The sequence below is a fragment of the Streptomyces sp. NPDC090088 genome (genome assembly GCF_044747345.1).
Classification (GTDB): Bacteria; Actinomycetota; Actinomycetes; order Streptomycetales; family Streptomycetaceae; genus Streptomyces.
The window spans coordinates 452,881-471,722 of record NZ_JBIVDZ010000001.1 but is presented as its reverse complement, the minus strand read 5'-3'; the positions used below and the strand labels follow the sequence as shown (position 1 = coordinate 471,722).

General features: G+C 71.6%; 15 protein-coding genes. 7 read left to right on the top strand and 8 right to left on the bottom strand.

The genetic code is table 11. From position 1 onward, the window contains the following. Position 1: 1 nt before the first annotated feature. From ACIPSJ_RS02230 to iolC, 6 genes are all read right to left on the bottom strand, one after another. Positions 2-1,402, bottom strand: coding sequence for an APC family permease (locus ACIPSJ_RS02230; RefSeq protein ID WP_359222448.1), 1,401 nt, complete (start codon positions 1,400-1,402; stop codon positions 2-4). Between the two features lie 330 nt (positions 1,403-1,732). Beyond that, complete coding sequence (mmsA, locus tag ACIPSJ_RS02225; RefSeq protein ID WP_393533365.1) at positions 1,733-3,235, bottom strand: CoA-acylating methylmalonate-semialdehyde dehydrogenase; 1,503 nt, start codon at positions 3,233-3,235, stop codon at positions 1,733-1,735. A gap of 14 nt (positions 3,236-3,249) precedes the next feature. Then, on the bottom strand, positions 3,250-5,127 hold the full coding sequence (gene iolD, locus ACIPSJ_RS02220) for a 3D-(3,5/4)-trihydroxycyclohexane-1,2-dione acylhydrolase (decyclizing) (protein ID WP_401342800.1): 1,878 nt from the start codon (positions 5,125-5,127) through the stop codon (positions 3,250-3,252). Continuing rightward, a complete protein-coding gene (gene iolB, locus ACIPSJ_RS02215) occupies positions 5,124-5,939 on the bottom strand; it encodes a 5-deoxy-glucuronate isomerase (RefSeq protein WP_355710654.1) in 816 nt (271 codons plus the stop codon). The genes iolD and iolB overlap by 4 nt, the downstream gene beginning before the upstream one ends. A gap of 7 nt (positions 5,940-5,946) precedes the next feature. Continuing rightward, positions 5,947-6,828: a deoxyribose-phosphate aldolase gene (locus ACIPSJ_RS02210; RefSeq protein WP_359222533.1), complete on the bottom strand. Its 882-nt coding sequence runs from the start codon at positions 6,826-6,828 to the stop codon at positions 5,947-5,949. A gap of 65 nt (positions 6,829-6,893) precedes the next feature. Continuing rightward, positions 6,894-7,844, bottom strand: a complete 951-nt coding sequence (gene iolC / locus ACIPSJ_RS02205; RefSeq protein WP_401342798.1) for a 5-dehydro-2-deoxygluconokinase — start codon at positions 7,842-7,844, stop codon at positions 6,894-6,896. A 124-nt stretch (positions 7,845-7,968) separates the two neighbouring features. Here iolC and ACIPSJ_RS02200 point away from each other — a divergent pair, with 124 nt between their 5' ends. The 3 genes from ACIPSJ_RS02200 (at position 7,969) to ACIPSJ_RS02190 (ending at position 10,582) form a co-directional block, all read left to right on the top strand. Beyond that, entirely contained in the window at positions 7,969-8,895 is a 927-nt protein-coding gene (locus ACIPSJ_RS02200; RefSeq protein ID WP_401342796.1) for a sugar phosphate isomerase/epimerase family protein, read from the top strand. A 209-nt stretch (positions 8,896-9,104) separates the two neighbouring features. Further along, the gene (locus ACIPSJ_RS02195; protein WP_401344533.1) at positions 9,105-9,977 is read left to right on the top strand and encodes a helix-turn-helix domain-containing protein; all 873 of its coding nucleotides are present in this window, start codon (positions 9,105-9,107) and stop codon (positions 9,975-9,977) included. 404 nt (positions 9,978-10,381) lie between these two features. Further along, entirely contained in the window at positions 10,382-10,582 is a 201-nt protein-coding gene (locus ACIPSJ_RS02190; protein ID WP_355710446.1) for a MerR family transcriptional regulator, read from the top strand. A 10-nt stretch (positions 10,583-10,592) separates the two neighbouring features. Here ACIPSJ_RS02190 and ACIPSJ_RS02185 read toward each other — a convergent pair whose 3' ends face one another. Further along, on the bottom strand, positions 10,593-11,636 hold the full coding sequence (locus ACIPSJ_RS02185) for a zinc-dependent alcohol dehydrogenase family protein (protein WP_359222458.1): 1,044 nt from the start codon (positions 11,634-11,636) through the stop codon (positions 10,593-10,595). A 54-nt stretch (positions 11,637-11,690) separates the two neighbouring features. Then, positions 11,691-13,952: an MMPL family transporter gene (locus ACIPSJ_RS02180; RefSeq protein ID WP_401342793.1), complete on the bottom strand. Its 2,262-nt coding sequence runs from the start codon at positions 13,950-13,952 to the stop codon at positions 11,691-11,693. Positions 13,953-14,150: 198 nt separating this feature from the next. On the opposite strand from ACIPSJ_RS02180, the gene ACIPSJ_RS02175 reads away from it, so the two are divergent. The 4 genes from ACIPSJ_RS02175 to ACIPSJ_RS02160 all read left to right on the top strand — a co-directional run bounded on the left by ACIPSJ_RS02175 (position 14,151) and on the right by ACIPSJ_RS02160 (position 18,619). Next, positions 14,151-14,813: a TetR/AcrR family transcriptional regulator gene (locus tag ACIPSJ_RS02175; protein ID WP_401344532.1), complete on the top strand. Its 663-nt coding sequence runs from the start codon at positions 14,151-14,153 to the stop codon at positions 14,811-14,813. A 121-nt stretch (positions 14,814-14,934) separates the two neighbouring features. Further along, a complete protein-coding gene (locus ACIPSJ_RS02170; RefSeq protein WP_359222462.1) occupies positions 14,935-15,885 on the top strand; it encodes a PrsW family intramembrane metalloprotease in 951 nt (316 codons plus the stop codon). A 73-nt stretch (positions 15,886-15,958) separates the two neighbouring features. After that, positions 15,959-16,198 carry a heavy metal-associated domain-containing protein gene (locus tag ACIPSJ_RS02165; protein WP_359222464.1) on the top strand — a complete coding sequence of 80 codons (240 nt, stop codon included), beginning with the start codon at positions 15,959-15,961 and terminating at the stop codon, positions 16,196-16,198. A gap of 150 nt (positions 16,199-16,348) precedes the next feature. Beyond that, positions 16,349-18,619 carry a heavy metal translocating P-type ATPase gene (locus ACIPSJ_RS02160; protein ID WP_401342791.1) on the top strand — a complete coding sequence of 757 codons (2,271 nt, stop codon included), beginning with the start codon at positions 16,349-16,351 and terminating at the stop codon, positions 18,617-18,619. The last annotated feature ends 223 nt before the right edge of the window (positions 18,620-18,842 follow it).

The following is an 18,842-nucleotide window of genomic DNA, read 5'->3' as shown; positions in this document are numbered from 1 at the left end:
GCTAGTGGGGTGCTACGTCCTCCGGGATCGAGACGACCCAGTGGGTCTCCTTGCGGGGGCGGAGGTAGAGGGCCCAGTAGAGGGTGGCGGCTGCGGTGATGCCGCCGGTCCAGAGGAGGTAGGTGGTTTCCTGCTGGGTGAGGATGTAGGCGAGGACGGCGATGAGGAGGACGGGCATGGCGGGCCAGAGGGGCATCCGCCAGGCGGGGGTGTGCTTGTGGTGGCCGCGGCGGGAGAGGAGGGCGGCGACGGCGACGAGGAGGTACATGCCGGTCACGGAGACGCCTGTCACGCCGTAGAGGGTGTCGAGGTTGACGAAGCAGAGCAGGGCGCCGGGGACGCCGACGGCGAGGGTGGCGACCCAGGGGGAGCCGAAGCGGCCGAGGCGGGAGAGGGCGCTGTTGACCGGTGCGGGCCAGGCCTTGTCGCGGGCCGAGGCGAACAGGACGCGGGAGTTCTGGATGACCATGACGATGCCCGCGTTGATGATGGCGAGGGCCACGCAGAGGCTGACGAAGGTGCCGACCGCGGAGTTGGACCAGGCGGTGACCATGGAGCTGATGTCGCCGCCGGTGAGGGCCTTGAGGTCGGTCGCGCCCATGGTGATCGCGACGACCGGGACGAGGATGATCACCGTGGAGATCGCGAGGGTGGCGAGGACCGTGCGGGCCACGTTGCGGCGCGGGTGCTCCAGTTCCTCGGACAGGTAGACGGCCGTCGAGAAGCCCTGGGTGACGAAGAGGGCGATGGCGAGGCCGGAGACGACCAGCATGGCGGTGACCGTGGTGGTGTGGCCGCCCGTGTCCGCGACCTGCATGGAGGTGAGGCTGCCGACGCCGCGCTGGCTGTGGGAGAAGCCGAGGACCGCCACCACGCCCGCCGCGATGACCTCCAGGACCAGGAAGACGCCGGTGATCCAGGCGTTCGCGCGCAGGTCCAGCAGGCCGGCGAGGGTCGCGAGGAGCATCACGCCGGCGCCGGTCATGGCCGGGTCGAGATGGACGATCGGGGCGAGGTAGTCGGCCGTGCCCATGGCGATCACCGGGGGCACGATCATGACGACCAGCAGCGAGAGGACGAAGACCAGCCAGCCGGCCAGGCGTCCCGCCAGCGTCGACACCATCGCGTACTCGCCGCCCGCGCTCGGGATGAGGGTGCCGAGCTCGGAGTAGCAGAACGCCACGGCGATACAGAGGAGGGAGCCGATGGCGATCGTCAGGGCGGTGGCGGTGCCGAGGGAGCCGAACAGGTCGGGGACGACCACGAAGAGCGTGGAGGCCGGGGTGACGCAGGAGAGGGTGAGCAGGGTGCCGCCGACTACTCCGATGGAGCGCTTGAGCGTCTTGGGACTGTCGGACGCCTCTGTGACGGCGTTCTCGACGGGGCGGAGCGTGTCGGTCATGCGGCGGTTCCGATCGACTCTGGCGGATGCCTCCGGCGGCTGGACTGTGCTGCATGGAACCCCGACGAAAACCATTGCGTCAATGGCTGTTTACCTTCGGATTCCGCACTCGTAAAGCGACCGGCGTCACATCGCTTTCTTAGGGAGCGGCGGCCGGGATGGACAATCATCAAGCCTTTCGAGCACATGACCTTGGATTCGAAGATCATGTATCGACGATACTTAAGTCACCCGTTTCATCCCCTCAGAACGAGAACCGCAGCACCGCTGACAAAAAAAGTTGAGGCCGTCCGATATCCGGACGGCCTCAACAGGGTCGGGCGGTGACACTCAGTGGTTGCGCGGGAAGCCCAGGTCGACGCCCGCAGGGGCCTCGGAGGGGTCGGGCCAGCGCGTGGTGACGACCTTGCCGCGGGTGTAGAAGTGGGTGCCGTCGTTGCCGTAGATGTGGTGGTCGCCGAAGAGCGAGTCCTTCCAGCCGCCGAAGCTGTGGTAGCCGACGGGGACCGGGATCGGCACGTTCACGCCGACCATGCCCGCCTCGATCTCCAGCTGGAAGCGGCGGGCGGCGCCGCCGTCCCGGGTGAAGATCGCGGTGCCGTTGCCGAACGGCGAGCTGTTGATGAGGGCGACACCCTCCTCGTAGGTGTCCACCCGGAGCACGCACAGGACCGGGCCGAAGATCTCGTCCGTGTAGGCCTTGGCGGACGTCGGGACCTTGTCCAGGAGCGAGATGCCGATCCAGTGGCCGTCCTCGAAGCCCTCCACCGTGTAGCCGGTGCCGTCGAGGACGACCTCGCAGCCCTCGGCCGCCGCGCCCTCGACGTAGGAGGCGACCTTGTCGCGGTGCACGGCCGTGATGAGGGGGCCCATCTCGGACGTCGGGTCGTTGCCGGGGCCGATCTTGATCTTCTCGGCGCGCTCGCGGATCTTCTCCACCAGCTCGTCGCCGATCGCGCCGACCGCCACGACCGCGGAGATGGCCATGCAGCGCTCGCCCGCGGAGCCGTAGGCGGCGGAGACGGCCGCGTCGGCCGCCGCGTCCAGGTCGGCGTCCGGGAGGACCAGCATGTGGTTCTTGGCGCCGCCGAGCGCCTGGACGCGCTTGTGGTTGGCGGCGGCGGTGGTGTGGATGTAGCGGGCGATCGGGGTGGAGCCGACGAAGGAGACCGCCTTGACGTCCGGGTGCTCCAGGAGGCGGTCGACGGCCACCTTGTCGCCGTGCACGACGTTGAAGACGCCGTCCGGCAGACCGGCCTCGGCCAGCAGCTCGGCGATCTTGATGGCGGCGGAGGGGTCCTTCTCCGACGGCTTCAGCACGAACGTGTTGCCGCACGCGATGGCCATCGGGAACATCCACATCGGGACCATCGCCGGGAAGTTGAACGGCGTGATGCCCGCGACGACACCGAGCGGCTGGCGGATCGAGGAGACGTCCACCCGGGTGGCGACCTGCGTGGACAGCTCGCCCTTCAGCTGCACGCTGATGCCGCACGCCAGGTCGACGATCTCCAGGCCGCGCGCGACCTCGCCGAGCGCGTCGCTGTGCACCTTGCCGTGCTCGGCGGTGATCAGCTCGGCGATGGCGTCGCGGTTGGCGTCGAGCAGCGCGCGGAACTTGAAGAGGATCTCCGTGCGCTTGGCCAGGGAGGCCTGGCCCCAGGTCACGAAGGCGTCCTTGGCGGTCTGCACCGCCGCGTCGACCTCGTCGACCGAGGCGAAGGCGACCTTCGTGGTGACCGCGCCGGTGGCCGGGTCGGTGACCGGCCCGAAGTTGCCCGACGTGCCGTCGACGGACTTGCCGCCGATCCAGTGGTTGACGATCTTCGTCATGACCGGTTACTCCTTCACAGATGGCGGCGTCGGGTCGAGACGTGCCGTTCGTAGAGCTCACGTGCCTTGACCGCGGCGGATCGGGTCGCGGTCTCGGCCACAGGTACATCCCACCAGGCCTGCGCCGGAGGCGGGCCCGACACAGTGTCTGCGGTTTCGGTCTCCACGTAGACACATGTGGGAGTGTCGGCGGCCCGGGCCTCGGCGAGTGCCGATCCCAGGTCGCGGACGGTCTTCGCGCGCAGCACGCGCATGCCGAGGCTGGCCGCGTTGGCGGCCAGGTCGACGGGGAGCGGGGCACCCGTGAGGGTGCCGTCGTCCGCGGGGAAGCGGTAGGCGGTGCCGAACCGCTCGCCGCCCACCGACTCGGACAGGCCGCCGATGGAGGCGTAGCCGTGGTTCTGCACCAGCAGCACCTTGATGGCTATCCCCTCCTGTACGGCGGTGACGATCTCGGTCGGCATCATCAGATACGTGCCGTCACCGACCAGTGCCCACACGTTGCGCTCCGGCGCGGCCAGCTTCACCCCGATGGCGGCGGGGATCTCGTAGCCCATGCACGAGTAGCCGTACTCCACGTGGTACTGGTCGTGCGACCGGGCCCGCCACATCCGGTGCAGGTCGCCGGGGAGGGAACCGGCCGCGTTGATGACGATGTCCGACTCGTCGGCGAGGGCGTCCAGGGCGCCGAGGACCTGGGGCTGGGTGGGCCGGATGTCGGGCTCGTCGGCCTCGTAGCAGGCGTCGACGCGCTGCTCCCAGCGCTCCTTGTCCTCGGTGTACTCGGTGACGTACGAGTCGGCGACCGTGTGGTCGTGCATCACCAGCGCCTCGGTCAGTTCGGCGAGGCCGCTGCGGGCGTCGGCGATCAGGGGCAGGCCGGCGAGCTTGTGGCCGTCGTAGGGCGCGATGTTGAGGTTGAGGAAGCGGACGTCCGGGTTCTCGAAGAGGGTGCCGGAGGCGGTGGTGAAGTCGGTGTAGCGGGTGCCGACGCCGATCACCAGGTCGGCGGTGCGGGCGAGTTCGTCGGCGGTGGCGGTGCCGGTGTGGCCGACGCCGCCGACGTCCTGCGGGTGGTCCCAGCGCAGCGAGCCCTTGCCGGCCTGGGTGGAGGCGACCGGGATGCGGGTGGCCTCGGCGAACTCGGCGAGCCCGGCCTCGGCGCGGCTGTGGTGGACCCCGCCGCCGGCGACGACCACGGGGCGCCGCGCGTCCCTGATCGCCCTGACGGCCGCGGCGAGTTCGACGGGGTCGGCACCGGGCCGTCGTACGGTCCACACCCGGTCGGCGAAGAACTCCTCCGGCCAGTCGTACGCCTCGGCCTGGACGTCCTGCGGGAGCGCGAGGGTCACGGCGCCGGTCTCGACGGGGTCGGTGAGGACCCGCATGGCGGCGAGCGCGGAGGGGATCAGCTGCTCGGGGCGGGTGATCCGGTCGAAGAACTTCGACACCGGGCGGAGGGTGTCGTTCACCGACACGTCGGCGGCGTGCGGGAGTTCGAGCTGCTGGAGGACCGGGTCGGCGGGGCGGGTGGCGAAGGCGTCGCCGGGCAGGAGCAGGACCGGGAGGTGGTTGACGGTGGCGAGGGCGGCGCCGGTGACCAGGTTGGTGGCGCCGGGGCCGATGGAGGTGGTGACGGCGTGCGTGGCGAGACGGTTCGATTGACGCGCGTAGCCGACGGCCGCGTGCACCATGGCCTGCTCGTTGCGGCCCTGGTGGTACGGCATGTCGTCCGCGTACTCCAGGAGCGCCTGGCCGAGGCCGGCCACGTTGCCGTGGCCGAAGATGCCCCAGGTGGCGCCGATGAGACGGCGGCGCTCGCCGTCCCGCTCGGTGTACTGGGCGGCGAGGAAGCGGACAAGCGCTTGCGCGACGGTCGACCGAATCGTCATCGGTAACCCTCCAGATGGTCCGGGTGGAAGCAGATCCGCCACTCCCGCGTCGCGCCCGGCCCCGCCATGACGTTCAGGTAGTACATGTCGTGCCCGGGCTGCGCGATCGACGGGCCGTGCCATCCGTCGGGAACGAGCACGGCGTCGCCGGAGCGGACCTCGGCGAGGACGTCCGTACCGCCCTCACGGGAGGGGAATACGCGCTGATACCCGATACCGTTCGGTCCGTCGATCTCGAAGTAGTAGATCTCCTCCAGCTCCGACTCCTCGCCGGGCCGGTGCTCGTCGTGCTTGTGCGGCGGGTACGAGGACCAGTTGCCGCCGGGGGTGATCACCTCGACGGCGATCAGCTTGTCGCAGTCGAAGGAGTCCGCGGAGGCGAAGTTGCGCACCCGGCGGGCGCTGGTGCCGCTGCCGCGGTCTTCGACGGGGACCTCCGGCGCGGGGCCGTAGCGGGCGGGGAGTTGTCGCTCGCACTTCGCTCCTGCCAGGGCGAAGCGGCCTCCCGCGCCGGAGGCGATCTGGACCTGGGCGTCCCGGGGCACGTACACGAAGTCCGAGACTCCGCTGAACACGCTCTCCCGGCCCAGGATCTGGAACTCGTTTCCCTCTGTTTGCACCGTACAACCGCCCTGTAGCGGAAGCACGATCCACTCGCTGTCCCCGGTGGTGAACAAATGCGTTCCACCAGGGGTCAGTTCGACGATCCGGAGGCTGCTGTGCGCCCAACCGGCCCGCTTGGGGTCGATGTCGAGCGTGTACTGGGCGTTCGCGGTCGAACCCTTGCTCAGGTGCAGCTCGTTGGTCGTCATCATCGCCTCACAGCAGTCCGACGGCGGTGTCCACGGCGGCGGCCACGTCGCCGTCCGCCGGGTAGAGCAGCGAGCGGCCGACCACCAGGCCGCGCACGGTGGGGAGTCGCAGGGCGCTGCGCCACTTCTCGTAGGCGCCGTCCTGATCGTCCCCGACCTCCCCGCCGAGCAGCACGGCGGGCAGCGTCGACGTCTCCATGACCTGGGCCATGTCGTCGGGGTTGTCCGTCACCGGCACCTTCAGCCAGGTGTAGGCGGAACTCCCGCCCAGGCCGGAGGCGATGGCGATGGACCGGGTGACCGCCTCCGGGGACAGGTCGTTCTTGACCTTGCCCTCCGGGGTGCGGCGGCTGATGAACGGCTCCACGAAGACCGGCAGCCGGCGCGCGGCCATGTCGTCGATCGCGCGGGCCGTGGACTCCAGGGTGGTCAGGGACCCCGGGTCGTCGTAGTCGATGCGCAGGAGCAGCTTGCCGGCGTCGAACCCGAGGCGCTGGATGTCCTCGGCGCGGTGGCCGGTGAACCGGTCGTCGAGCTCGAAGGAGGCGCCCTGCAGGCCGCCGCGGTTCATCGAGCCCATGACGACCTTGCCGTCGAGGACCCCGAGCAGCAGCAGGTCGTCCAGGATGTCGGCGGTGGCGAGGACGCCGTCGACGCCGGGCCGGGACAGCGCCAGGCACAGCCGCTCCAGCAGCTCCGCCCGGTTGGCCATGGCGAGCTTGTCGCCGCCCACGCCGAGGGCGCCGCGGGCCGGGTGGTCGGCGGCGACGATCATCAGCTTGCCGTCCTCGTTGAGGAGCGGACGGCGGACGCGGCGGGTGGCCGCCTCGGCGATGGCCTCGGGGTGGTGGGTGCGGGTGTGGACGAGGGCGGAGATGTCCACCTTCACCTGCGGGGCGGGGGCACCCGCGCCGGCGCCGTCGACGGGGTGCGCGCCCGTGACGCGGCCGGCCCTCACAGCACCGCTCCGGCGGCGAGCGCGGCGTCGATCTCGTCCGGGGTCGGCATCGCGGAGGAGCACTCCAGGCGGGAGGCGACGATGGCACCGGCCGCGTTGGCGTGCCGCATGATCTTCTCCAGGTCCCAGCCTTCGAGGAGGCCGTGGCAGAGGGAGCCGCCGAAGGCGTCTCCGGCGCCCAGTCCGTTGAGGACGGTGACGGGCAGCGGCGGGACCTCGGCGGAGTCGCCGGCCCGGTTGACGGCGAGGACGCCCTTGGGGCCCTGCTTCACGACCGCGATCTCGACACCCGCGTCCAGCAGCGCCTGGGCGGCGGCCCGCGGCTCGCGGACGCCGGTGGCGACCTCGGCCTCGTCGAGATTGCCGACGGCGACGGTGGCGTGCTTGAGCGCCTCCACGTAGAACGGGCGGGCCGCCTCCGGGTCCGCCCAGAACATCGGCCGCCAGTCCAGGTCGAAGACCGTGGTGCCGGCCTTGGCGCGGTGGGCGAGGGCCGCGAGGGTCGCCGTACGGCTGGGCTCCTCGCTCAGGCCGGTGCCGGTGATCCAGAAGATCCGGGCGTCCCGGACGGCGTCGAGGTCCAGCTCGTGGGCGTCGATCTCCAGGTCCGGGGCCTTGGGCTGCCGGTAGAAGTACAGCGGGAAGTCGTCCGGCGGGAAGATCTCGCAGAACGTCACCGGGGTGTTCAGGCCGGGCACGGAGGTGACCCAGCGGTCGTCGACCCCGAAGCCCTGGAGGGCCTCGTGCAGGTAGGCGCCGAAGGCGTCCTCGCCGGTGCGGGTGATGACGGCGGTGCTCCGGCCCAGGCGGGCCGCGGCCACGGCCACGTTCGTCGCCGAACCGCCGAGGAACTTGCCGAAGGACGACACCTGGGCGAGCGGTACACCCGTCTGGAGCGGATACAGGTCCACTCCGATCCGCCCCATGGTGATCAGGTCGTACGCCATCGGCTTCCCTTCGTCACGGCTCTCCCCCGGTTTGTAGCCCCGCACACCGAGCCCTGTCAATGTTTTGTCCAGACATTCGGACCACCCTTGACAGGGCTTTCTTCCGAGCCGCACCCTGGCGGCCATGACTACGTTGTCACCGCGGTCCCCGCAATCCTCCCTGTCCCGTATCCGGATCGGTTCCGCGCCCGACTCCTGGGGCGTCTGGTTCCCCGACGACCCGGCTCAGGTGCCGTGGCAGCGCTTTCTGGACGAGGTCGCCGACTCCGGCTACGAGTGGATCGAGCTGGGGCCGTACGGCTACCTCCCGACCGACCCCGCGGTGCTCACCGAGGAGACGGCACGGCGCGGCCTGAAGGTGTCCGCCGGCACGGTCTTCACCGGGCTGCACCACGGCGAGGCGGTGTGGGACAAGACCTGGGCGCACGTCGCCGACAACGCGGTGCTCGCCCAGGCGATGGGCGCCGAGCACCTGGTCGTCATCCCGTCCTTCTGGCGGGACGACAAGACCGGTGAGGTCCTGGAGTCCGCCGAGCTGACCGCCGACCAGTGGCGGAACCTCACCTCGCTGACCGAGCGGCTCGGCCGGGAGGTGCGGGAGCGGTACGGGCTGAAGATCGTCGTGCACCCGCACGCCGACACCCACATCGACAGCGAGGAGAACGTCGTCCGGTTCCTGGACGGGACGGACTCCGACGACGTCTCGCTGTGCCTGGACACCGGGCACTACGCGTACTGCGGCGGGGACAGCGTGAAGCTGATCGAGACCTACGGGGAGCGGATCGGGTACCTGCACCTCAAGCAGGTCGACCCGGCCGTGCTGGCCGACGTCCGCGCGAAGGGGACGCCGTTCGGGCCGGCCGTGGCCCAGGGCGTGATGTGCGAACCCCCCAAGGGCGTGCCGGAGTTGGCTCCCGTGCTGACCGCCGCGCAGAAGCTGGGCGTGGAGCTGTTCGCGATCGTGGAGCAGGACATGTACCCGTGCGAGCCGGATGCTCCGGGGCCGATCGCCCGGCGGACCCGGGCGTTCCTGAGGTCCTGCGGGGCGTAGGGACGCCTGTCGAGGGGGCGTTGTGCTTCGCACGTGCGGGTTGTGTGTGGCTGGTCGCGCAGTTCCCCGCGCCCCTAGGGGGCTGCAGCAGGTCCTCGTAGCATGGTGCTGTGGCTTCAGGGAGCCTGCAGGTTCGTCAGGGGCAAGGGGCTGGTGGGAGCTGGGAGTTCGCCACCGCTCTGCCCCACCCCCGGCTGCGGCCGGGGGTGATGAGTTATCGCGGGATCCGGCTCGCGCTCGCCGGGCCGCGGCGGCGGCTGGAGACCCCGATCGGCGCGGTCACCCTGCTGCTGGGCTTCGACGCCCCGATACGGATCTCCCGCGCCGGCCGCCCGCCCGCGGACCTCGTCTCCCTCTGCAACGGGCTGACGACCACCCCCGCCCTGGGCGAGCACAGCGGGCGGTTCGCGGGGGTCGAGGTGCTGCTGGCGCCCTGGGCCGCGTTCGCGCTCTTCGGCACCCCTCAGTACGAGTTGACGAACCGGTCGGTGGATCCGGACGAGTTGCCGCACCTGCTCGGCCGCGGGGTGGGTGAACTCGCCGCCGCGCTGGGCTCGTTGCCCGGATGGGCGGAGCGGTTCGGGCTGGTCGACGACGTGCTGTCGCGCCGGATGGGGGCGGGCGGCGTGGCCTCGGAGCGGGTGGCCCGCGCCTGGTCGGCGCTGCGGCGCAGCGGGGGCGCGATGCCGGTGCCCCGGCTCGCCGACGAAGTCGGCTGGAGCGTACGGCAGTTGGAGAACCGTTTCCGGGAGCAGATCGGGCTGGGGCCGAAGGCGGCGGGGCGGGTGCTGCGGTTGCAGCGGGCGCGGCGGATGCTGGCGCAGGGGCGGAGCCAGGCCGAGACGGCGGCCCTCTGCGGTTTCTACGACCAGGCCCATCTCAGCGGCGAGTTCAAGGCCATGACCGGCTACGCGCCCGGGGCGTTCATGGCGGCCCGGGCCGCCTCGGCCGCGTCGCCGGCGACGGCCGACCGGGTGTCGGGGGCGGCGACGAGTCTCGTGCTGGGGGCGAACGGCCGGAGTGCGGTTTTCTCCAAGACCGGCCGGGGCGGGGTTGTGCAGGCTGATCGCACGGCCGTTTGACGGGGCAGCAACGGGGGAAGCAGGCGGGCCGGACCTGGCGCAGCGGGTCCGGCCCGTCCCCGCGTCCCCCGGTGCCCCTGGTGCCGCTCGTGCCGCTCGTGCCGCTCGTGCCGCTCGTGCCGCTCGTGCCACTGGCGTCCCGGTGCCCCCGGTGTTCGCCATGTCAACGTGCCCCGCCGGTGAACCGGCGTACGCCTTTGCTCCGGCTGTGTCACAAACGCCCCTCTTGTGTCACGCATGTCGCGCCTACGCGGGTTCTCGGTCACACCCGGCACACAGCCGCTTGCCCACGGTCACGCTCCGTCGTTCACCGGGCACAGGCTTTGTGATCGCCAGCGCAGCGCCCGGCTCCCCCGACGACCGCCCCCGGTCGCCGCCGCGGCGCGCGCAGGGAGGTGCCTCTCATGACCGACCGAAGGCTCTGGTCCTACAAGGACATCGCGGCACACATCCGGGTCCAGCCCGACACCGTCCGCTCCTACCGCAAGCACGGACTCCTCCCCCCGCCCGACCATGTCGAGGGCGGCAAGCCCTACTGGTACGCCGACACCGTCCGTGCCTGGGTGGCCTCCCGGCCCGGCAACAGAGGCCGCAGAGACGTCTGAGGGGACCGGCTCAGGCCCACGGTTCGATGACGGTCACCCCCGCCCCCGGTGCCGTGTCCATCGCCGCCAGCGCCCGCGGTGCCGCGTCCAGGGTGATCGTCGAGGTCACCAGCAGGTCGGGGCGGAGGGTGCCGGCGCGGACCAGTTCGAGCAGGGCGGGGTAGGCGTGGGCCGCCATGCCGTGGCTGCCGAGGAGTTCGAGTTCCAGGGCGATCGCGCGGGCCATCGGCAGCGGGGTGGTGCCGTCCGGGGACGGCAGCAGGCCCACCTGGACGTGCCGGCCGCGCCGGCGGAGGGAGTCGACCGAGGCCGCGGCGGTGGCCGGTGAGCCGAGGGCGTCCAGGGAGAGGTGGGCGCCGCCGCCGGTGAGGTCTCGGACCGCAGCCGCCGGGTCGGCGGTGTCCGCCGCGTTCACGCAGTGGACCGCGCCGAACTTCCGTGCCAGGTCCAGGGCCTGGGGTGACACGTCGACCGCCACCACCCGGGCCCCCGACGCGGCGGCGATCATCACCGCCGACAGTCCCACGCCCCCGCAGCCGTACACCGCGACCCACTCCCCGGCCGCGGCCCGGCCCTGCTGCACCACCGCCCGGAAGGCGGTGGCGAAGCGGCAGCCCAGGGAGGCCGCCGTCGCGTACGCCATGTCGTCCGGGATCGCGACCAGGTTCACGTCGGCGTGGTCCAGGGCCACGTACTGGGCGAAGGAACCCCAGTGGGTGAAGCCGGGCTGCGTCTGGCGTTCGCAGACCTGCTGGTCGCCGGCCGCGCAGGAGGGGCAGCCGCCGCAGGCGCAGACGAAGGGGACGGTGACCCGGTCGCCGGGGCGCCAGGCGGTCACCCCGGGGCCGGCCGCCTCGACCACGCCGGCGAGTTCGTGGCCGGGGACGTGCGGGAGCGTGATGTCCGGGTCGTGGCCCATCCAGCCGTGCCAGTCGCTGCGGCAGAGGCCGGTGGCTTCCACGCGGACGACCACGCCGTGCGGGGCGGGGTGGGGGTCGGGGACGTCTCGTACGTCGGGGGGCGTGGCGTAGTGGTCGAAGACGACGGCTCGCATGCGGCTTCCTTTCGGATGACTCCGGGAAGGGTAGGCGTTGCGGTCGCGGTCGGATCAGACACTGACGGTTGAGGGTGGCTGGTCGCGCTCACCCGGCGGCAGCCGGATATCGGATTCGGCCTCGCGCCCCTTTCGGGGCGCGTTGTCGTCGCCCTCGCTCAGGCCGAACCGTTCGTGGAAGCGGCGCAGCGGGTCCGGGGCCCACCAGGTCGCCTTGCCGGTGAGGCGCATGATCGCCGGTACCAGGAGGCTGCGGACGACCATGGCGTCCATGAGGACGGCGAGGGCGATGCCGAGGCCGAGCATCTTGGTGTTGGTGACGCGGGAGGTGCCGATCGCCACCATCACCACCGCCAGGATGATCGCCGCCGCGGTGATGAGGCCGCCCGTGCGCTGAAGGCCGAGGCGGACCGCGCGCTCGTGGTCGCCGGTCCTGTCGTACTCCTCCTTGATGCGGGAGAGCAGGAACACGCCGTAGTCCATGGAGAGGCCGAAGGCCACGCAGAACATCAGGACCGGGAGGGTGGTCTCTATGGAGCCGGGGCTGGTGAAGCCGAGCAGGCCGGAGAGGTGGCCGTCCTGGAAGACCCAGACCACGGCGCCGAACATCGCCGTGAGGCTGAGGGCGTTCAGCAGGACCGCCTGGAGCGGGATCAGGACGCTGCCGGTGAGGAGGAAGACCAGGAACAGGGTGACGATCGCGATGAAGGCCGCCGCCCAGGGCAGGCGGTCCGCTATCGCGTGCTTGGAGTCGACCAGGACGGCCGCGGTTCCGGTGACCTTGGTGCCGAAGGGCGTCTTCAGGGCGCGCAGGTCGCCCACCAGGCGCTGGGCGTCCTCGTCCACCGACTCGCCCTTCGGCTGCACCGCGAAGTACGCGGAGTCGCCCTTGACCAGGGGGCCGGAGACCGAGGCCACCTCGGGCAGGGCGGCCACCCGCTCCTTGTAGGCCGCGTACTGGGCCCGGGTCGCCCGGCCCTCGGCCAGGACCTCCAGGTCACCGCCGGGGTTGCCCGGGAAGCCCTCCCGGATGTGCTGCTGGACGACATGGGACTCGGCCGTGGACGGCAGCTGGCGGTCGTCCGCCGTGCCGAACCTGACGCCCGCGAAGGGCAGTCCGAGGGTGATCAGGAAGGCCGTGGTGACGACGGCGAAGAGCGGTGCCCGGCGCATCACCAGGGTCGCGGTGCGTGCCCAGGCCGTGCCCTCGGCGCCGGCGGGCCGGGACCGCGCGCCCCGGCGGAACAGCCCGCGCAGGTCGAGCGAGTTGACCCGGTGGCCCAGCAGGACGAGCGCCGCCGGGAGCAGGATCAGCGCGGCCGCCGCGGCGAGCAGGACCACCGCTATGCCGGCGTAGGCGAAGGAGCGGAGGAAGTACTGGGGGAAGACGAGCATCGCCGCCAGGGAGACCGCGACGGTCAGCGCCGAGAACAGGACCGTGCGGCCGGCCGTGCGCAGGGTGGTGCCGACCGCCGTCAACGGGTCGGCGCCGGAGTCGAGTTCCTCGCGGAAGCGGCGGACGATGAAGAGGGCGTAGTCGATGGCGAGGCCCAGGCCGAGGGCCGTGGTCAGGTTCATCGCGAAGACCGAGACGTCCGTGACGGAGGTCAGGGCGCGCAGCACCGCGTTGGTGCCGAGGATGGCGACGATGCCGATGCCCAGCGGGAGCAGGGCGGCGATCGCGCTGCCGAAGACCATCACCAGCAGGATCAGCGTGATGGGCAGGGCGATCAGCTCGGCGCGGGCCAGGTCCTCCTTGATGATGGTCTGCATGTCGTGGCGGACCGCGACCATGCCGCCGACCTTGACCGTCACCGGTCCGTGCGCGCCCCGGTAGTGCGGGGCGATGCGGTCCAGGGTGTCGGCCGCCGCCTTCTCGTCACCGGTGATCCGGGCCGCGATCAGCGCCTCGTGGCCGTCCTCGGCGCGCAGGGACGGTGACCCGGTCTGCCAGTACGAGCCGACGCCGGTGACGCCCTTCTCGCCGGACAGCCGGGCGGCCAGCGACTTCGCCTCGGCGGCCACCGCCGGGGTGTCCACGGAGGCGCCGCGCGTGTCCACCAGGAGCAGCAGGTTCGGCTGGGAGTCCGGGAACTCGCGCTCCAGCGCCTTCGTCGCGTACGTCGACTCGGCGGCCGGGTCCTCCCAGCCGCCGCTGCCCAGCCGGTCCGCGACCCCGCTGCCGGCCAGCACGGCGAGCGCGGTGATCACCAGGGCGAGCAGCAGGGAGAGCCGGGGCCGGGCGGTCACGAACCTGGTCCAGCCCCCCGGGCGGGCCCCGCTCCCGGCCTTCGAGGGATCGTTGACTTCGGTCATCCTGCGGTGTCCCCTTCACCCTGACCAGTGCCTGCCGGTACGCATCCGCTTCGCGCACAGGGCAGCATGGGTCGGCCATTGCCTTTTAGACTGGCAAACACGAGTCGTCGCTCGCGTTCCATCAGAATGCGAGCGACCGCTCGCGTTTGTCAATCGCGTTCGGAGAGCTGGGGATAACGCGTGCCCGACAAGCCCGACATGCCAGAGCAGCCCGGCGACACGGCCCCGGGCAAGGAGCAGCCGCGCCGACGGCAGGCCCGCGGCGAGCGGCGCATCCAGCAGCTGCTCGAAGCCGCCGCCTCGGTCTTCTGCACCACGGGCTACACGGCCGCCAGCACCAACGCCATCGCCCGCGAGGCCGGCGTCTCCCCCGGCACGCTCTACCAGTTCTTCCCGAACAAGGAAGCGATCGCGATCGAACTCGGCGACCGGCTCATGCACGACCTGCGGGACACCTACGGCGAGGCGCTCGCGCCGATCGACCCCGCCACCTCGCTGACGGACGCGGTCGGCGCCACCGTGGACCGCCTCACCGCCTTCAACACCGAGCACCCCGTGTTCTTCGCGCTGATGCACGGCCCGGACGCGCCCGGCGGCATCACCGAGGCCCACGACGCCCTGCACACCAACCTGCTCGGCCGCATCGAGGGCCTGCTCGCCTCGCTCCTCCCGCCGGACGCCGACAGGGCCGACATCACGCGCACGGCGCACGTCAGCCTCGGCATCTACAAGGCAGGGCTGGAGCTGGTGCTCAGCCACGAGGGCACCGAGCGCCAGGCGTACATCCAGGAGATCAAGGACGTCCTCGTCCGCTACCTGGACCCCCTGGTCGGCGACCGCCTGGGACAGCCCGCGCACTGACCCCGGCCACCCCGGCGGCCATCGCCCCCGAACTGCGACATACAACGCATCTGCCTAGAGTGCGGTTAAATCACACCAGTTCGCCGTCGCAGGCGCCGCAGGAGCAGCAAGGGGACCCGCCGTGATCCACTCTCCGCAGCCCGGCCGGCCGCAGGCCCGCATCCCCGGTCCGCAGCAGCCGCCCCCGCCGTACCCCCGGATCCGCGCGGGCCTGTGGAAGCGCTGCCTCGGCGGCGGGCTCACCCTGTGGGCGCTGACCGCGGTGGTGACGTACGCGACGCGGAACACCACGCTGCTGCCGACGCTGATCCTGCTCGGCGGCTTTCTGGTGCCGGTGGTCTTCGTGCTGTGGGCGTACGAGCGGCACGGCCGTGACCTCGGGGTCAGCGCGATCCTCGGCTGTTTCCTGACCGGCGGCACGCTCGGGGTGCTGGGCGCCTCGGTGATGGAGTTCTACCTGGTCCACCCCTCCTGGGGGATGTTCGTCTCCGTCGGCCTGATCGAGGAGGCGGTGAAGCTCGGCGCGCTGGTGTTCGTGCTGCGCCGGCTGCCCGGGATCCGGGGCCTGCGGGCCGGTCTGGTGCTCGGCGCCGCCGTCGGCTTCGGCTTCGCCGCGCTGGAGAGCGCGGGATACGCGTTCAACGCGGCCGTCTCCACCGAGGGCATCGACCTGCGGGCACTGATCGAGACGGAGATCCTGCGCGGGGTGCTGGCCCCCTTCGGGCACGGCCTGTGGACGGCGATCGCGGGCGCCGCGCTGCTCTCCTTCCGCCGCCCGAACGGCCGCTTCCGCCTCACCGCCCCGGTCGTCACCGCCTACCTGGGCGTTTCCCTGCTGCACGCCCTGTGGGACTCCACACACGGCATCGCGATCTGGCTGGTGGCCCGGCTGGCCGGTACCGGCCTGGACCGCCAACTGTTCGCCGAGGGGTACATCCCGCGCCCCACCGTGCAGCAGGAGCACCTCTTCACCCTCTTCTCGGTCGGCCTGCTGGTCCTCGTCTCGCTGCTCGGCATCGCCTGGGTACGTTCGCTGGCGCGCCGCGACCCCTCTTGGAGAAATACCCCCTAGGGGTATAGTGTGGCAACAGTGGGGTTCCCTCGTGGGCCCCATCGGCCCCACACGCCTCGACGAGGAGAACGACATGACCGTCCAGACCGACACCACGGGCACCGTGACCGCCGTCTACCAGGTGGCCGGCATGAGCTGCGGACACTGCGAGGGATCCGTCTCCGCCGAGATCTCCCGGCTCCCCGGCGTCAGCTCGGTGGCGGCCGTCGCGGCCAGCGGCGAGGTCACGGTCGTCTCCGAGGCCGCGCTCGACGAGGAGGCGGTCCGCGCCGCCGTCGACGAGGCGGGCTTCGAGCTCGCCGGCCGCGCCTGACAGCCGGAAGGCACGCGCAGCACCACGAGCAGTACGAGCACCACGCCAAGTACGAGCAGTACGTACGACGGAAACGTATCTCTCCGCCGGGCCGCGCCGACCAGCTGATACTGGATCCGTACGGCCCGGTCCGTTGTCTGGAGTCCGGACATGACCAGCACCACCACCGCACAGACACCGATAGCTCCGCCGGCGGCCCCCGACACCGCCGAGGTCGAGCTGCTCATCGGCGGGATGACCTGCGCCTCCTGCGCCGCCCGGGTCGAGAAGAAGCTCAACCGCATGGACGGCGTCACCGCCACCGTGAACTACGCGACCGAGAAGGCCAAGGTCAGCTACCCCCAGGGGGTAAAGGTCGCCGACCTGATCGCCACGGTCGAGAAGACCGGCTACACGGCCGAGGAGCCCGCACCCCCGGCGCCGCAGGAGACTCCCGAGGAAGCTCCCGACGCCGAACTCGCCGCCCTCCGTCACCGCCTCCTGGTCTCCGCGCTGCTCGCCGCCCCGGTCGTGCTGCTCGCCATGGTTCCGGCGCTGCAGTTCGACAACTGGCAGTGGCTGTCGCTGACACTCGCCGCTCCCGTGGTCGTCTGGGGCGGCTGGCAGTTCCACCGCGCCGCCTGGACCAACGCCCGGCACGGCGCGGCCACCATGGACACCCTGGTCTCGGTCGGCACGCTCGCCGCGTTCGGCTGGTCGCTGTGGGCACTGTTCCTCGGCGACGCGGGCATGGCCGGGATGCACGACGAGTTCCGGTTCACCGTCTCGCGGATGGACAGCGCGTCCACCATCTACCTGGAGGTGGCCTCCGGGGTCGTCGCGCTGATCCTGCTCGGCCGCTATCTGGAGGCGCGCTCCAAGCGGCGGGCGGGCGCGGCCCTCAGGGCGCTGATGGAGCTGGGCGCCAAGGACGTGGCGGTACTGCGCGGCGGCCGTGAGGTGCGGGTCCCGGTGGCCTCCCTGGCGGTCGGCGACCGGTTCGTCGTACGGCCCGGGGAGAAGGTCGCCACGGACGGGACCGTGGTCGAGGGCGCGTCGGCGGTGGACGCGTCGATGCTGACCGGCGAGTCCGTGCCGGTGGACGTGACGGTCGGCGACGCCGTCACGGGCGCGACCGTCAACGCGGGCGGGCGGCTGGTCGTCGAGGCCGCCCGGGTCGGCGCGGACACGCAGCTCGCGCGGATGGCGCGGCTGGTGGAGGACGCGCAGAACGGCAAGGCCGAGGTGCAGCGGCTCGCCGACCGGATCTCCGCCGTCTTCGTGCCCGCCGTCATCCTGATCGCGCTCGCCACCTTCGGGGTCTGGCTGGGCGTCACCGGAGACACGGCCGCCGCGTTCACGGCCGCCGTCGCCGTGCTGATCATCGCCTGCCCGTGCGCCCTGGGCCTGGCCACGCCGACCGCGCTGATGGTCGGCACCGGGCGGGGCGCACAGCTCGGCATCCTCATCAAGGGTCCCGAGGTGCTGGAGTCCACGCGCCGGGTCGACACCGTCGTACTCGACAAGACCGGGACGGTGACCACCGGGCGGATGAGCCTTCAGGAGGTGTACGTCGCCGAGGGCTCCGACGCGGACGAGGTGCTGCGTCTCGCCGGTGCGCTCGAACACGCCTCCGAGCATCCGGTCGCGCGGGCGATCGCCGCGGGGGCCGTGGAGCGGGTCGGGGAACTGCCCCCGGTCGAGCACTTCGAGAACGTCCCCGGCCGGGGCGTACGCGGGCGGGTGGCGGGCCGCGAGGTGACCGTGGGACGGCTGCTCGCCGAGACCGGCGCCGAGGCGCCCGAGGTGCCCGAGGAGCTGGCCCGGGCGCGTTCCCGGGCCGAGCGGGAGGGTCGTACGGCCGTCCTGGTCGGGTGGGACGGCGAGGTCCGGGGCGTGCTCGGCGTCGCCGACACGGTCAAGGAGACCAGCGCCGAGGCGGTCCGCGACCTGCGCGCGCTCGGGCTCACCCCGGTGCTGCTGACCGGGGACAACCGGGCGGTGGCCGAGGCGGTCGCCCGGACGGTGGGGATCGACGAGGTCATCGCCGAGGTGCTGCCCGAGGACAAGGTGGCGGTCGTACGACGGCTGCAGGGCGAGGGGCGGACGGTCGCCATGGTCGGCGACGGCGTCAACGACGCGGCGGCGCTGGCCACGGCCGACCTGGGGCTCGCGATGGGCACGGGGACGGACGCGGCGATCGAGGCCGGCGACCTGACCCTGGTCCGCGGCGACCTGCGGGTGGCGGCGGACGCGATCCGGCTCTCCCGGCGGACCCTCGCCACCATCAAGGGCAACCTCGTGTGGGCCTTCGGCTACAACGTGGCCGCGCTCCCGCTGGCCGCCGCCGGACTGCTGAACCCGATGATCGCGGGGGCCGCGATGGCCTTCTCCTCGGTGTTCGTGGTGACCAACAGCCTGCGGCTGCGCACCTTCCGGTGAAAGTTACCGCCGGTTCGCCGCACTGGATGTCACGGTCCCCCTAGAGTCCAACGCGCACCTCACATAAGCTCTTCACAAGGCTCGTGCATCATCCTTACGCTTGAGCTCCGATCGCTATATCGGGGCTCTTGCGCATCTAACGGACATATGCAAGAGACGCAGATCACAGTGATGTGAACGTAACCATCGAAGGGGTTCGAAGGTCTAAGTTGGCGATGTCAGA